This window comes from Yersinia sp. IP36721, assembly GCF_003634395.1.
Classification (GTDB): domain Bacteria; phylum Pseudomonadota; class Gammaproteobacteria; order Enterobacterales; family Enterobacteriaceae; genus Yersinia; species Yersinia entomophaga.
Genome location: NZ_QCZL01000016.1, coordinates 1 through 12,638, shown reverse-complemented (window position 1 = coordinate 12,638; position 12,638 = coordinate 1). Strand labels below are relative to the sequence as shown.

The window sequence follows — 12,638 nt, the reverse complement described above, 5'->3', positions numbered from 1 at the left end:
CAGCTTATTTGCTGGTATCCAGCTCTGGGAAGCTTTTAACCAGATCGTCGATGGCTTTCATCTGCACCAGGAACGGCTCCAGTTTATCCAACGGCAGTGCGGAAGGACCGTCACATTTCGCGCTGTCAGGCTCTGGATGAGCTTCGATAAACAGGCCAGCCAGACCCACAGCCATACCGGCACGCGCCAGTTCGGCGACCTGCGCACGACGACCGCCGGACGCGGCGCCAAACGGATCGCGACACTGCAGGGAGTGAGTGACGTCGAAGATAACCGGATGACCGCCGGTAGAGTTCACCATCACATTGATACCTAACATATCAACAACCAGATTGTCATAACCGAAGTTACTGCCGCGATCGCACAGGATAACCTGATCATTACCGGCTTCTTTGAATTTGTCGACAATGTTCCCCATCTGACCTGGGCTGACAAACTGCGGTTTTTTCACGTTGATCACGGCACCGGTTTTCGCCATGGCTTCCACCAGATCGGTCTGGCGCGCCAGGAACGCAGGTAACTGAATCACGTCTACCACTTCAGCGACAGGCTGGCACTGACTGATTTCATGCACGTCGGTGATGACCTTCACGCCGAACTGTTGCTTCAGTTCCTGGAAGATTTTCATGCCTTCTTCCAGACCCGGCCCGCGGTAAGAATGAATCGAAGAACGGTTGGCTTTGTCAAACGAGGCTTTGAATACGTAAGGAATACCGAGTTTTTGAGTCACGGTGACGTAATGCTCGCAGATGCGCATCGCCAGATCGCGAGACTCCAGCACGTTCATGCCACCAAACAGCACAAAGGGTAGGTCGTTCGCTACCTTGATATCGCCAATGCTAACCACTTTTTGTTTCATGCTTATGCCTTTAATGATGGTAAATCGGAATAAATCACGACGCCTCAGCGCCCTATCAAATTATGTTAATGCAGAGTAATACGCTGCTGCTCAATGGAGTGAATCTGCATTTTTATCATTTCAGCGATAGGATCTTCCGGGCACTGTTCGACAAAATAGCTTAAATCAGAGATGGCAATATGATTGCAGTCCAGCTGAGCGTAAATCAAACCCCGATCGCGGATCTCGTAGGGATCATCGGGATCGAACGCCAGCACCGCTTCGCTGGCACGCAGCGCCAGCTCCATTTGTTTCTCTTCCATTAACGCCGCTTTCAGCGTATCCAACATCTTACGAATAATCAGGGTATGTTCCGCTTCTTCCAGATCTTCATCTTCCAGTTCCGCAGACAGCCCCAAATTACCTTTAATCCAGACTTCCAGCATATGCTCGTTCAGCGTTTCCCCGTTTAACGGATTAATCAGCCACATTTCTTCGTCTAGCCAATCGGCACGAAGAATGAGCTGAGTGGGAAAAATCACTGGCATCAATGGCAAATCCAGTTGATGGGCGATATGCAGAAAAATGACGCCCAATGAAACCGGTGTACCCTGACGTTTCGCCAGAACTTTATCCAGCCAGATCGCATCGGACAGCCGGTAAACCCCACTCGCCCCACCGAATTTCCACTTGCGGTAGAACAAATCAATAAGCACTTCCAATTGCTGATCTTGATTGAGGTCACTGGGCATCGCCGCGCGGGCATCATCAACCAACTGTTGCAGTTGGTTGCGAACGTCAGCCATTGGAAAGTTCGGTCGGATTTCCTGGGTAACCAGTAACACCCCTTCACTCAAAGGCGCGGTGTTGAATTCGAAATCAGCAATGGTACTCATAAATATCCCATCAGCAGAGGTAATTTAGTCGTTGCCAGTTTAATAATCAGGTACAGACAACCCAGTGCGAGGATAAAGGCCACACAACGCGTCTTTTGGCTACGGTCGCGTTTACCTAAAGCAACATAGCCCAACACGATGTAGAGAATCACGCCGAACAGTTTTTCCGTAAGCCAGGTACCCTGCGGGCTGAACGGGTAAAACCCGGTGATAAATATCAGTGCAATACCGCTGACAAACAATAACGTGTCGTTGATATGTGGCGTTATCTTCACCCAACGTTTGTCTATCATAGCTGAACCGCGGCATTTCCAGAAGAACCGCAAAACAAACAGACTAATGCTGATAACCACCGTCGCCAAATGTAGATATTTCATGGCGATATAATCAATCCACATGATGAGTCACTCCATTTTCATTCTAATTATGTGTCATCTGCGGCAACCACTGCCCCAAAGTAACCCTATCGTTGTTACCGTAATCTTTACAGGTTGCCACCGTGCTAAAACCGGCCTGCAACAACAGTTTCTCTACCGCTGTCGCCTGTTGCCATCCGTGCTCCAGCAATAACCACCCTTTCGGTTCCAGATAATCGGGTGCCTGCCGGATAATGGCCGCAAGATCGGCCAGACCTTCATCTTCAGCCACCAGCGCGCTGTGTGGTTCATAGCGCACATCCCCCTGCTCCAGATGAGGATCATTGGCATCAATATAAGGAGGATTACTGGCGATCAACGCAAAACGCCCGGTGAGGGGTGAAAACCAGCTGCCTTGCAGAAACTCTACGTTGTTTAGACTCAGTTTTTCCGCGTTATGGCGCGCCAACGCCACCGCATCCGGTTGGAGATCGACGCCGGTGACCTGACAATCTGGCCGCTCGCTGGCCAACGCCAGTGCTATCGCCCCGCTGCCGGTGCCTAAATCCAGAACCCGACAAGGTTGTTCAGGTAAACGCACCAGCGCCTGTTCCACCAGACACTCGGTGTCAGGGCGAGGAATCAACGTGGCCGAAGACACGCTTAACGGCAGCGACCAAAACTCGCGCTCACCGACCAGATAGGCGATAGGTTCGCCCTGCTCTCGCCTGGCGGCTAATAGTTCCAGTTGTTCTTTCTGCTCTTCGGTCAATTCGGTTTCACCGAAGGCCAGCAAAAAAGTACGCTGACGCCCGGTGACAAGACCCAACAGAATTTCCGCATCGCGCTTGGGACTGTCACTGTGCTGAAAGCGTGCCGCAGCCTGCGCCAGCCAGCGTTGGTAATCCATCAATCTTGCTCGGAAAGTGCGGACAGCTGATCGGCCTGATATTCCTGCACAATCGGCTGAATTAACATATCCAGTTTGCCTTCCATCACCTCATCCAGACGGTACAGTGTCAAGTTGATACGGTGATCGGTGACACGCCCCTGCGGGAAGTTATAGGTGCGATTACGGTCGGAACGATCGCCAGACCCTAACAGGTTACGACGCTCAGACGCTTCGGCCTGCTGACGTTTTTGCACTTCGGCAGCGCGAATACGCGCACCCAGCACTGACATCGCTTTAGCTTTGTTCTTATGCTGTGAACGCTCATCCTGACATTCCACCACAATCCCGGTCGGAATATGGGTAATACGAATAGCGGAATCGGTGGTATTAACGTGCTGGCCACCTGCACCCGAGGAGCGGAAAGTATCGATGCGCAGATCGCCCGCGTTGATTTCTGGCATTTCAGCTTCAGGTATTTCCGGCATCACCGCTACGGTACAGGCCGACGTATGGATACGCCCCTGAGATTCGGTTTCTGGCACGCGCTGGACGCGATGACCGCCGGATTCAAATTTCAGCTGACCGTAAACGCCCTCGCCGGATACTTTGGCAATAATTTCTTTATAGCCACCGTGCTCGCCATCGCTGGCGCTCATTACTTCGATCTTCCAACGACGAGCCTCAGCGTAACGGCTGTACATACGGAACATATCGCCGGCGAAAATCGCCGCTTCGTCGCCGCCGGTTCCGGCGCGGATTTCCAGGAAACAACCGCGCTCATCGTCGGGATCTTTCGGCAATAACAAGACCTGAAGCTGCTGTTCCAGCTCTTCGCTACGGGCTTTGGCTTCTTTCAGTTCTTCCTGCGCCATTTCACGCATTTCAGGGTCTTCCAGCATCATTTCTGCCGCTTCGAGATCGTCCTGAACGCCCTGCCACTCTTTAAAGCAACGGGTCACATCGGTCAACTGGGCATATTCGCGCGATAACGCACGAAAACGCTCCTGATCGGCAATCACATTGGCATCGCCAAGGTGTGCTTCCACTTCTTCGTGGCGCTCTTGTAACGCTTCCAGTTTGGCAACAATAGAAGACTTCATCCGCGGTTTTAAATCCTGTTAATTGAGGAAACTAATGCTGATCCAGCCCAAGGCTGTCGCGTAATAATTGTAACCGCTCCATATCGCCATCGCTGGCTGCTTGTTGGAGGGATTTGGTTGGAGCATGAATCAGGCGGTTGGTCAGCTTGTGGGCCAGTTCATTGATCACTTGCTCCACATTCGCACCCTGCTCAATGGCCGCCAGCGCTTTGGCGGTCATTTCACTACGAATCTGTTCAGCCTGAGAACGGTAATCCCGAATGGTTTCTACCGCCCCCTGTGAACGCAGCCAAGCCATAAAATTCATGCTTTCCTGCTGTACTATCGATTCAGCCTGCACCGCCGCAGCCTTACGCTGCGCCAGATTGTGCTGAATAATTGCCTGTAAATCATCCACACTGTACAGATAGGCGTTAGCCAGTTTGCCGACTTCGGGCTCGATGTCCCGCGGCACGGCAATATCGACAAACAGCATCGGCTGATTACGGCGCGCTTTTAGCGCACGCTCGACCATACCTTTACCGATGATCGGTAGCGGGCTGGCCGTTGAACTGATAATGATATCGGCGTCGGCCAGGCGGGCATCGATTTCCGGCAAGGTAATCACCTCGGCGTTCACTTCGTCCGCCAGAGACTGCGCCCGCTCACGGGTGCGGTTAGCGATAATCATATGTTTAACCTGATGTTCACGCAGATGACGCGCCACCAATTCGATGGTTTCACCTGCGCCTACCAGCAACACATTCAGTTCGGAAAGGGATTCGAAAATTTGCCGCGCCAACGTACAGGCGGCAAAAGCCACCGACACCGCACTGGCACCGATATCGGTTTCAGTACGCACCCGCTTGGCTACGGAGAAAGTTTTTTGGAACAAACGCTCCAATTCACCAGAGAGGGATTGACCCCGCTGGGATTCAGCAAACGCCTTTTTAACCTGCCCGAGAATCTGCGGCTCGCCTAACACCAGCGAATCCAGACCACTGGCTACCCGCATTAAGTGGCTGACGGCCTCATTATCATGATGCCAGTACAGGCTTTTTATGACCTCATCGCGGCTGAGGCGGTGGTAATGACACAGCCAGTCAACCAATTGCTCATGCAGATTTTCTTGCTGTTCTACACTGAGGTATAATTCGGTGCGGTTGCACGTAGACAACACCACACCGCCCTGCACCAGCGGTTGCTGGAGCAAGCTATTAAGCGCCCGGTCGATCGAGTCAGGTGAAAATGTCACCCGTTCACGTAACGAGACAGGAGCGGTTTTGTGATTAATGCCTAATGCGAGCAGGGTCATGAGAACGGCTTAGAGTAATACTTGTCTTAGTATGGATTCTCGTCTGAGTCGCATTCTACTTGATGCGCGAGAGCAATTAAAGTCACACCGCATTATCCGTCCTAATATCACGGATATCGTGGGTAAATTGCTCACGGCATAAACAAGATATTGACGCTCCGCCTTACCACCGTTAGCGTGAGCACCTTGGCTGCAACTTTGCAGCACCCAAATGCCTCGCTGGTGAAAACCACGCTTTTAAAGGATTGATATTGATATGCCCATGCGCAAGGTCACTTTTTATCGCCTGCTTCCATTAGCCAGCCTGATGCTAGCCGCCTGTACTACCACCACCTCGACTGGCCCGGCGACGAGCCCCACCTCGCCGCAGTGGCAACAGCATGAGCAACAATTGCAGCAACTCAGCCAGTTCCAGACCCGCGGCTCTTTCGCTTATATTTCAGATAAACAGAAGGTTTATGCCCGTTTCTTCTGGCAACAATATTCAGCGGATCGTTACCGTCTGCTGCTGACCAATCCGCTGGGCAGCACCGAGATGGAGCTGGTCGTGCAGCCGGGCGTTACTCAACTGACGGATAACCAGGGCAAACGCTACGTTAGTGATAACCCGGAAGAAATGATTGCCAAACTTACCGGCATGGACATTCCTATCAATAGCCTGCGCCAATGGATTCTCGGCCTGCCCGGCGAAACCAACAATTTTGTCCTCGACGATAAATATCGCCTGAAACAGCTGACTTATAAGCAGGGAAATCAAGTGTGGACCGTTGATTATCAAGAATATAACACCAAGGTGACCCCAGTTTTACCGAGTCGTCTGGAGCTAAAGCAGGATCAGCAACGCATCAAACTGAAAATGGATAACTGGACTGTCAAATGATTCACACCTGGCCTTCTCCGGCAAAACTGAATTTATTCCTTTATATCACCGGCCAACGCGCCGATGGTTACCATGAATTACAGACGCTATTTCAGTTTCTCGATTATGGTGACAGCCTCACTATCACACCGAGAAATGATAACCAGATTTGTTTACTTACGCCGCTTGAAGGGGTGGAAAACGAACAAAATCTGATCGTGCGGGCAGCACGTTTATTGCAGCAACATACGGCAGGTTCCGATACCCCCCACGGAGCGGATATTTCGATCGAAAAATACCTGCCAATGGGAGGCGGTTTAGGCGGAGGTTCCTCCAACGCGGCGACGGTATTGGTCGCCTTAAATCACCTGTGGCAATGCGGATTGAATGATGAAGAATTAGCCGATCTTGGCCTGCAACTGGGTGCCGACGTACCGGTATTTGTGCGCGGCCATGCCGCCTTCGCCGAAGGAATTGGCGAAAAATTGCAGCCCGCGCAGCCCATTGAGCGCTGGTATTTGGTCGCACACCCCGGCGTTAGCATCCCAACGCCAATTATTTTTTCCGATCCGGATTTAACAAGAAACACGCCAGTTCGCCCCTTGGCGGCACTTTTAGCCGCTCCTTACGCAAATGATTGCGAACCGATCGCAAGAAAACGTTTTCGCGAGGTTGAACAGGTTCTTTCATGGCTGTTACAATACGCCCCGTCGCGCCTAACCGGGACCGGCGCTTGTGTATTTGCTGAATTTGATACCGAGTCATCGGCCCGTCAGGTGTTAAGTATTGCCCCGGAGTGGTTACAGGGTTTTGTGGCTCGTGGCGTTAACGTCTCACCACTGCATCTTGTACGCTCTGGAAAAGTTGAGAAATAAGCAGCGATTTGCGTGGCAACTCAGGTTTTTCCATAGCATTACGGTTTATCCTGCGTCGCCAACACGTTGCCTTCTTAACTGAATTAAAAGCCGGCTCATAACGCTCTTTTAGGTTAACAATGTTTTGGTTTTAAATACCCGTATGTATATTGCAATCAGTAGGATGAATCGCCCCTGACTACTGGCTGACAATATCTTCTCTGGACGCAAGCCTGAGGTTCTTCTCGTGCCTGATATGAAGCTTTTTGCTGGTAACGCCACCCCGGAACTAGCACAACGTATTGCCAACCGTTTGTACACCAGTCTTGGTGACGCCGCTGTAGGTCGTTTTAGCGACGGCGAAGTGAGCGTGCAAATCAACGAAAATGTACGCGGTGGTGATATTTTCATCATCCAGTCCACCTGCGCACCCACGAACGATAACCTGATGGAATTGGTTGTCATGGTTGATGCCCTGCGTCGCGCCTCCGCAGGACGTATTACTGCCGTTATCCCTTACTTCGGTTACGCTCGTCAGGATCGCCGTGTGCGTTCTGCTCGTGTGCCTATCACTGCCAAAGTTGTTGCCGATTTTCTCTCAAGTGTTGGGGTTGACCGTGTATTGACAGTGGACCTGCATGCTGAACAGATCCAAGGCTTCTTTGATGTGCCGGTTGATAACGTATTTGGTAGCCCAATCCTGCTGGAAGATATGTTGCAGCAGAATCTGGAAAACCCAATCGTTGTTTCACCAGATATCGGCGGTGTTGTTCGTGCACGAGCTATTGCTAAACTGCTGAATGACACCGATATGGCCATTATCGACAAACGCCGTCCGCGTGCTAACGTTTCCCAGGTGATGCATATCATCGGCGACGTTGCTGGCCGTGACTGTGTGCTGGTTGACGATATGATCGATACCGGTGGCACGTTGTGTAAAGCTGCTGAAGCCTTAAAAGAACGTGGTGCCAAACGCGTATTTGCTTACGCGACACACCCGATCTTCTCTGGTAACGCAGTGGAAAACATCAGAAATTCAGTTATTGATGAAGTGATTGTTTGCGACACCATTCCGCTGTCTGCGGAAATCAAAGCGTTGAAAAACGTTCGTACTCTGACGCTGTCCGGTATGCTGGCTGAAGCCATCCGCCGTATCAGCAACGAAGAGTCCATCTCTGCGATGTTTGAGCATTAATCACTCTCTGCAGCGCTTAGGCGCTGCAAGTCTGGCATAGGTTGTATCTGACTTATCGCCGCACTGACAGTGATTTGCGGTTAAACGCAGAAAAAGAAAAACCCGTTGAAGCGCAAGCAACAACGGGCTTTCTACTCTTGGGCTGTCATTTAATTCCCTACCCTCAGTTTGAATTATTCAGCTGCATTTTCGGTAACATTTTCTGGCATCACACTTCACTGACGATAAATACGTCAATATTATGAGTGTCGCTCATTACGGCGGCAGCGTTTATCGAAATGCTTAACCCACCAATAGCGATCCGCCACCTCTTCCCGGCCACCGATTCTCGCCCCGACCAGCCAGAGCAAGGCACCCACAAAAATGCTCATGACCGCACCGTGGGAGAAGAACTGCGGTAAACCAAGTTGAGAAACTTCGGTCAGGATAGAGTAACCTACCCCAACAACCATAGTGACCAGACCCAGCCCCATCAGCGCGTTACCTAACGTTGTTGCGGTTTTGCGTTTCATATGCCACCTCCTGCATTCACTTCCTTTAAACAACTCTTCCTATTGAATTGTTCACCTGTACTTAATGACTTAGTATAGTCAGGGAAAGCATAAGGGTATTGCGGAGACGATCACATCTGGCAAAGATATTTCTATAAATCTTTACATTAAGCGATTATTTGGCCTAATTGTTGAATAATTAACCATGGTTAGTATTTACCTTATCCGCTAGTTTTACCTTTATTCTCCCCCTTATTTTTGTGATTCTACGCGGCGACGGGTAAACTAGGGTTCTTTCATCTCTGAGTAATAGCGAATAACGAAGTGAGCAGCATTAAATTGATCGTTGGCCTGGCAAATCCAGGCGCTGAATATGCCCAAACCCGCCATAACGCCGGTGCCTGGTACGTAGATTTACTGGCTGAGCGTAATAATCAATCTCTGAAAGAAGAGAGTAAATTCTACGGCTACACTGCCCGTTTAAATCTGGCCGGTCAGGACGTTCGACTGCTTGTTCCCTCTACCTTTATGAATCTCAGCGGCAAAGCGGTTTCTGCCATGGCCAGCTTCTATCGTATTTTACCGGAAGAAATTTTAGTTGCGCACGATGAACTGGATATTCCGCCCGGCGTGGCTAAATTAAAGCTGGGCGGCGGTAACGGGGGCCATAACGGTTTAAAAGATATTCAAAGCAAATTAGGTAATAATCCCAATTTTTACCGCTTGCGCATCGGTATTGGTCACCCGGGAGATAAAAGTAAAGTGACCGGATTTGTCTTAGGGAAACCACCGGCGAGCGAACAAACGTTAATTGATGATGCCATCGATGAAGCTATTCGTTGTACCGAGGTTTTATTAAAAGAAGACGTGACCAAGGCTATGAATCGCCTGCATTCATTTAAAGCCAACGCATAATATTCCCCTTGCCCTCATATTCATCACCGAGGGCAAGGATAATTATTATAAAAAACGCCAATACACTTTAATTTATTAGGATTGAGACTATGGAATGGGGTTCAATTTCAGATATCGTCATTGCGATTTCCAGTGCCATTATGGCAATCACTGCGGCCGTAGTCGCGATAAAATGGTTTGATAATAAAAAAACGGAGCAAACTGCTCTGCTAGTCGAGCAGTTTTTGAAACTGACTTACGATACAGTCAGAAGTATCAGAGCGTTAAAAAGAGTTTGCGAAAACCGCAGCATAAAGAACTTTGATTATCAATCGAAGAAAGTGGGTGAATTTAATAAAGCCATACGGCTGGCCTGTATTTCACTCGATTTTTGGGGGGAATATAAAACCAGCGCCGAATTTAATGAGTTAAAAGATAAATTAAAATCCGCGTGTTATAAATGCCGAATGTCCAGCCGAAGAGCCATTTCAGCAGAAAACACGATCGATGAAGAAAAATATGAAGAAATCATTCAATGTTGCGAAAATTATATCGTACTGCACAAAAAACTAAGAAAACTCTCACTCAAAAACATGTTAAACAAATAATTAGCTAATTAATATAGCAGGCCGTCGCGCTGCCACGGGCTCCGGTCTTGCTGTAAACCGCACCTGGCACCATCACTTTGACCCGACGATTCTTATACTGGCCGATAATATTCTTTAATCCATCAGTACAGAAAAACTTATCCCACTCATCCGATTTTTTCTGATTAGCGACTTTATTACCGTTAGTTTCATAGCGATCGGTTAATGCGCTAAAACGCATTAAATAGCTGTCCATTTCTGGCGAAGTCATCACCTTTTTCACTCCGATATATTTAATGCTTTTATCGGAGCGACGCTCGACTAATTTTCCGTAATTATCGATTTGCTCTAACCAGGTTAAAGGACGCTCAGTGTCCACTCTGGTTAAATAATGCGTGATAGTGATGCCCAGCAAAGAGCCAAATAAGATCACCAACAACCATTTAAAGCCGCTCATCACCATATTTAATACCCTATCAGAACAGTAAGACGCCATAGTTGGCATCAGGTGTAATCACTGGTTATCGGCAGCAAACCGGTAATGCTGTAGATTTTTATTCGGCGTTCCCTTGTTTACTTCTCACTCTCACCGAAAGCGATAAATTCAACAAACCAAGATTATATGCAATAACAACAAATTATGACCGACTCTCGGGATCCCAGATAAAGATAGACCGGTAAAATACAGAGGCTAAACCGCAGTTAAAATCACTGCGTCAAACAGTAGGATCGAGATAAATCATCATTATGTGTATAATGGCGGAATAAATTTTGATTACATCGGCTGGTTAAACCTAATTGGCTGATTTTTAAGTTATTTAAGGTGATATAAACATGGGATTCAAATGCGGTATCGTTGGTCTGCCAAACGTTGGTAAATCCACCCTGTTCAACGCGTTGACACAAGCGGGTATCGAAGCAGCGAATTTCCCCTTCTGTACCATTGAACCTAACACGGGTGTGGTACCCATGCCGGACCCGCGTCTGGACCAATTAGCTGAAATCGTTAAACCGCAGCGTATTCTGCCAACCACGATGGAATTCGTCGATATTGCCGGTCTGGTAAAGGGCGCATCCAAAGGCGAAGGCCTGGGCAACCAGTTCCTGACCAACATTCGCGAAACTGAGGCGATTGGCCACGTAGTACGTTGTTTCGAAAACGACAACATCATCCACGTTGCAGGTAAAGTCGATCCGGCTGACGATATTGAGACCATCAATACCGAATTGGCGCTGTCCGATTTGGACACCTGTGAGCGTGCCATTCATCGCGTACAGAAAAAAGCCAAAGGCGGCGATAAAGACGCTAAAGCTGAGCTGGAAGCGTTGGAAAAATGTCTGCCACACCTCGAAAATGCCGGTATGTTGCGTGCATTGAAGACTCTGACTGCTGAAGACAAAGCAGCAATCCGCTACTTAAGCTTCCTGACATTGAAACCAACGATGTATATCGCCAACGTTGATGAAGATGGCTTCGAAAATAACCCGTATCTGGATCAAGTGCGCGCAATTGCCGCGGCTGAAGGTTCCGTAGTGGTTGCCGTATGTGCGGCCGTTGAATCTGATATTGCCGAGATGGAAGACGAAGATCGCGCTGAATTCATGGCCGAGTTAGGTATCGAAGAACCGGGTCTGAACCGCGTTATCCGTGCCGGTTACGAACTGCTGAACCTGCAAACTTACTTCACCGCAGGCGTAAAAGAAGTTCGTGCATGGACCATCCCTGTCGGTGCAACGGCTCCGCAGGCCGCAGGTAAAATCCATACCGATTTCGAGAAAGGCTTTATCCGCGCTCAGACCATCGCTTTTGAAGACTTCATCACCTACAAAGGTGAGCAAGGCGCGAAAGAAGCCGGCAAAATGCGTTCAGAAGGTAAGGACTATATCGTTAAAGATGGCGATGTCATGAACTTCTTGTTTAACGTCTAAGTTAATTTTGTTGTCTCTTGGGATATCAATGCATCGCATGAAGACAGACAAACATCATAAAATCCACGCAATTGCGTGGATTTTTCTTTTCATGGCGTCTCACATAACCTCATGACAATGCAGTGAAAAATGATTATAGGGATGAGTACAATCGCGGTATAAGAACTAGACAAAGACTCGCTATGCTCACTGATACACAATGCCGCACAGCCAAGCCGAAAGAAAAACTCTATCGGCTCAATCATTTCAATGGTCTCTACCTCGAAGTGAAACCCAATGGCAAAAAGGCATGGCGCTATCGGTTTAAACTCAACGGTAAATCCAGCATGTTTGCGCTGGGTGATTATCCGACGGTCAAACTTGCCGAAGCTCGCGATGTAAGTATCCCAGCTTTAGTTCCACACACTTTTTGAGATTTCCGGTTTCTCAGCCATCAGCCGATATTCTTCCGGC

The 12,638-nt window shown here is 49.0% G+C and carries 14 protein-coding genes and 1 pseudogene; 7 read left to right on the top strand and 8 right to left on the bottom strand.

The features are described from left to right. Positions 1–4 precede the first annotated feature (4 nt). The 6 genes from kdsA to hemA all read right to left on the bottom strand — a co-directional run bounded on the left by kdsA (position 5) and on the right by hemA (position 5,376). Positions 5–859: a 3-deoxy-8-phosphooctulonate synthase gene (gene kdsA, locus DBA33_RS13605; protein ID WP_064513422.1), complete on the bottom strand. Its 855-nt coding sequence runs from the start codon at positions 857–859 to the stop codon at positions 5–7. A gap of 65 nt (positions 860–924) precedes the next feature. Continuing rightward, a complete protein-coding gene (gene sirB1 / locus DBA33_RS13600) occupies positions 925–1,734 on the bottom strand; it encodes an invasion regulator SirB1 (protein ID WP_064513420.1) in 810 nt (269 codons plus the stop codon). Then, positions 1,731–2,132, bottom strand: coding sequence for a SirB2 family protein (locus DBA33_RS13595; protein WP_064513418.1), 402 nt, complete (start codon positions 2,130–2,132; stop codon positions 1,731–1,733). Before DBA33_RS13595 ends, sirB1 begins: the two co-directional genes overlap by 4 nt. Before the next feature lie 22 nt (positions 2,133–2,154). Further along, entirely contained in the window at positions 2,155–3,000 is an 846-nt protein-coding gene (gene prmC / locus DBA33_RS13590) for a peptide chain release factor N(5)-glutamine methyltransferase (RefSeq protein WP_120806647.1), read from the bottom strand. After that, positions 3,000–4,082, bottom strand: a complete 1,083-nt coding sequence (prfA, locus tag DBA33_RS13585; protein WP_049597649.1) for a peptide chain release factor 1 — start codon at positions 4,080–4,082, stop codon at positions 3,000–3,002. Before prfA ends, prmC begins: the two co-directional genes overlap by 1 nt. A gap of 31 nt (positions 4,083–4,113) precedes the next feature. Beyond that, positions 4,114–5,376 (bottom strand): glutamyl-tRNA reductase, encoded by a 1,263-nt coding sequence (gene hemA, locus DBA33_RS13580; RefSeq protein ID WP_064513413.1) that lies wholly within the window; start codon positions 5,374–5,376, stop codon positions 4,114–4,116. Between the two features lie 256 nt (positions 5,377–5,632). On the opposite strand from hemA, the gene lolB reads away from it, so the two are divergent. The 3 genes from lolB to prs all read left to right on the top strand — a co-directional run bounded on the left by lolB (position 5,633) and on the right by prs (position 8,284). Beyond that, a complete protein-coding gene (lolB, locus tag DBA33_RS13575; protein ID WP_120806646.1) occupies positions 5,633–6,256 on the top strand; it encodes a lipoprotein insertase outer membrane protein LolB in 624 nt (207 codons plus the stop codon). Continuing rightward, complete coding sequence (ispE, locus tag DBA33_RS13570) at positions 6,253–7,110, top strand: 4-(cytidine 5'-diphospho)-2-C-methyl-D-erythritol kinase (RefSeq protein ID WP_120806645.1); 858 nt, start codon at positions 6,253–6,255, stop codon at positions 7,108–7,110. Before lolB ends, ispE begins: the two co-directional genes overlap by 4 nt. Before the next feature lie 226 nt (positions 7,111–7,336). Next, positions 7,337–8,284, top strand: coding sequence for a ribose-phosphate diphosphokinase (gene prs, locus DBA33_RS13565; protein WP_012006410.1), 948 nt, complete (start codon positions 7,337–7,339; stop codon positions 8,282–8,284). A gap of 239 nt (positions 8,285–8,523) precedes the next feature. Here the strand turns inward: prs and ychH are convergent, their stop codons facing one another. Next, positions 8,524–8,796 (bottom strand): stress-induced protein YchH, encoded by a 273-nt coding sequence (gene ychH, locus DBA33_RS13555; RefSeq protein ID WP_064513408.1) that lies wholly within the window; start codon positions 8,794–8,796, stop codon positions 8,524–8,526. Between the two features lie 303 nt (positions 8,797–9,099). On the opposite strand from ychH, the gene pth reads away from it, so the two are divergent. Together pth and DBA33_RS13545 are read left to right on the top strand one after the other, a co-directional pair. After that, positions 9,100–9,690 carry an aminoacyl-tRNA hydrolase gene (pth, locus tag DBA33_RS13550; RefSeq protein ID WP_049597644.1) on the top strand — a complete coding sequence of 197 codons (591 nt, stop codon included), beginning with the start codon at positions 9,100–9,102 and terminating at the stop codon, positions 9,688–9,690. Between the two features lie 89 nt (positions 9,691–9,779). Next, entirely contained in the window at positions 9,780–10,277 is a 498-nt protein-coding gene (locus DBA33_RS13545; RefSeq protein ID WP_064513406.1) for a hypothetical protein, read from the top strand. A gap of 4 nt (positions 10,278–10,281) precedes the next feature. Here DBA33_RS13545 and DBA33_RS13540 read toward each other — a convergent pair whose 3' ends face one another. Beyond that, positions 10,282–10,752, bottom strand: coding sequence for a hypothetical protein (locus DBA33_RS13540; RefSeq protein ID WP_162975206.1), 471 nt, complete (start codon positions 10,750–10,752; stop codon positions 10,282–10,284). 338 nt (positions 10,753–11,090) lie between these two features. Between DBA33_RS13540 and ychF the strand changes: the two genes are divergently transcribed. After that, entirely contained in the window at positions 11,091–12,185 is a 1,095-nt protein-coding gene (ychF, locus tag DBA33_RS13535; protein ID WP_064513402.1) for a redox-regulated ATPase YchF, read from the top strand. Between the two features lie 182 nt (positions 12,186–12,367). Continuing rightward, positions 12,368–12,562 (top strand): annotated as a pseudogene (locus tag DBA33_RS13530) (Arm DNA-binding domain-containing protein); the annotation flags it as partial. Between the last annotated feature and the right edge of the window lie 76 nt (positions 12,563–12,638).

Excerpts from the sequence above, each read along its gene's own strand:
- kdsA (WP_064513422.1), bottom strand. The coding sequence starts at position 859 with ATGAAACAAAAAGTGGTTAGCATTGGCGATATCAAGGTAGCGAACGAC.
- sirB1 (WP_064513420.1), bottom strand. The coding sequence starts at position 1,734 with ATGAGTACCATTGCTGATTTCGAATTCAACACCGCGCCTTTGAGTGAA.
- DBA33_RS13595 (WP_064513418.1), bottom strand. The coding sequence starts at position 2,132 with ATGTGGATTGATTATATCGCCATGAAATATCTACATTTGGCGACGGTG.
- prmC (WP_120806647.1), bottom strand. The coding sequence starts at position 3,000 with ATGGATTACCAACGCTGGCTGGCGCAGGCTGCGGCACGCTTTCAGCAC.
- prfA (WP_049597649.1), bottom strand. The coding sequence starts at position 4,082 with ATGAAGTCTTCTATTGTTGCCAAACTGGAAGCGTTACAAGAGCGCCAC.
- hemA (WP_064513413.1), bottom strand. The coding sequence starts at position 5,376 with ATGACCCTGCTCGCATTAGGCATTAATCACAAAACCGCTCCTGTCTCG.
- lolB (WP_120806646.1), top strand. The coding sequence starts at position 5,633 with ATGCCCATGCGCAAGGTCACTTTTTATCGCCTGCTTCCATTAGCCAGC.
- ispE (WP_120806645.1), top strand. The coding sequence starts at position 6,253 with ATGATTCACACCTGGCCTTCTCCGGCAAAACTGAATTTATTCCTTTAT.
- ychH (WP_064513408.1), bottom strand. The coding sequence starts at position 8,796 with ATGAAACGCAAAACCGCAACAACGTTAGGTAACGCGCTGATGGGGCTG.
- DBA33_RS13545 (WP_064513406.1), top strand. The coding sequence starts at position 9,780 with ATGGAATGGGGTTCAATTTCAGATATCGTCATTGCGATTTCCAGTGCC.
- DBA33_RS13540 (WP_162975206.1), bottom strand. The coding sequence starts at position 10,752 with ATGGCGTCTTACTGTTCTGATAGGGTATTAAATATGGTGATGAGCGGC.
- ychF (WP_064513402.1), top strand. The coding sequence starts at position 11,091 with ATGGGATTCAAATGCGGTATCGTTGGTCTGCCAAACGTTGGTAAATCC.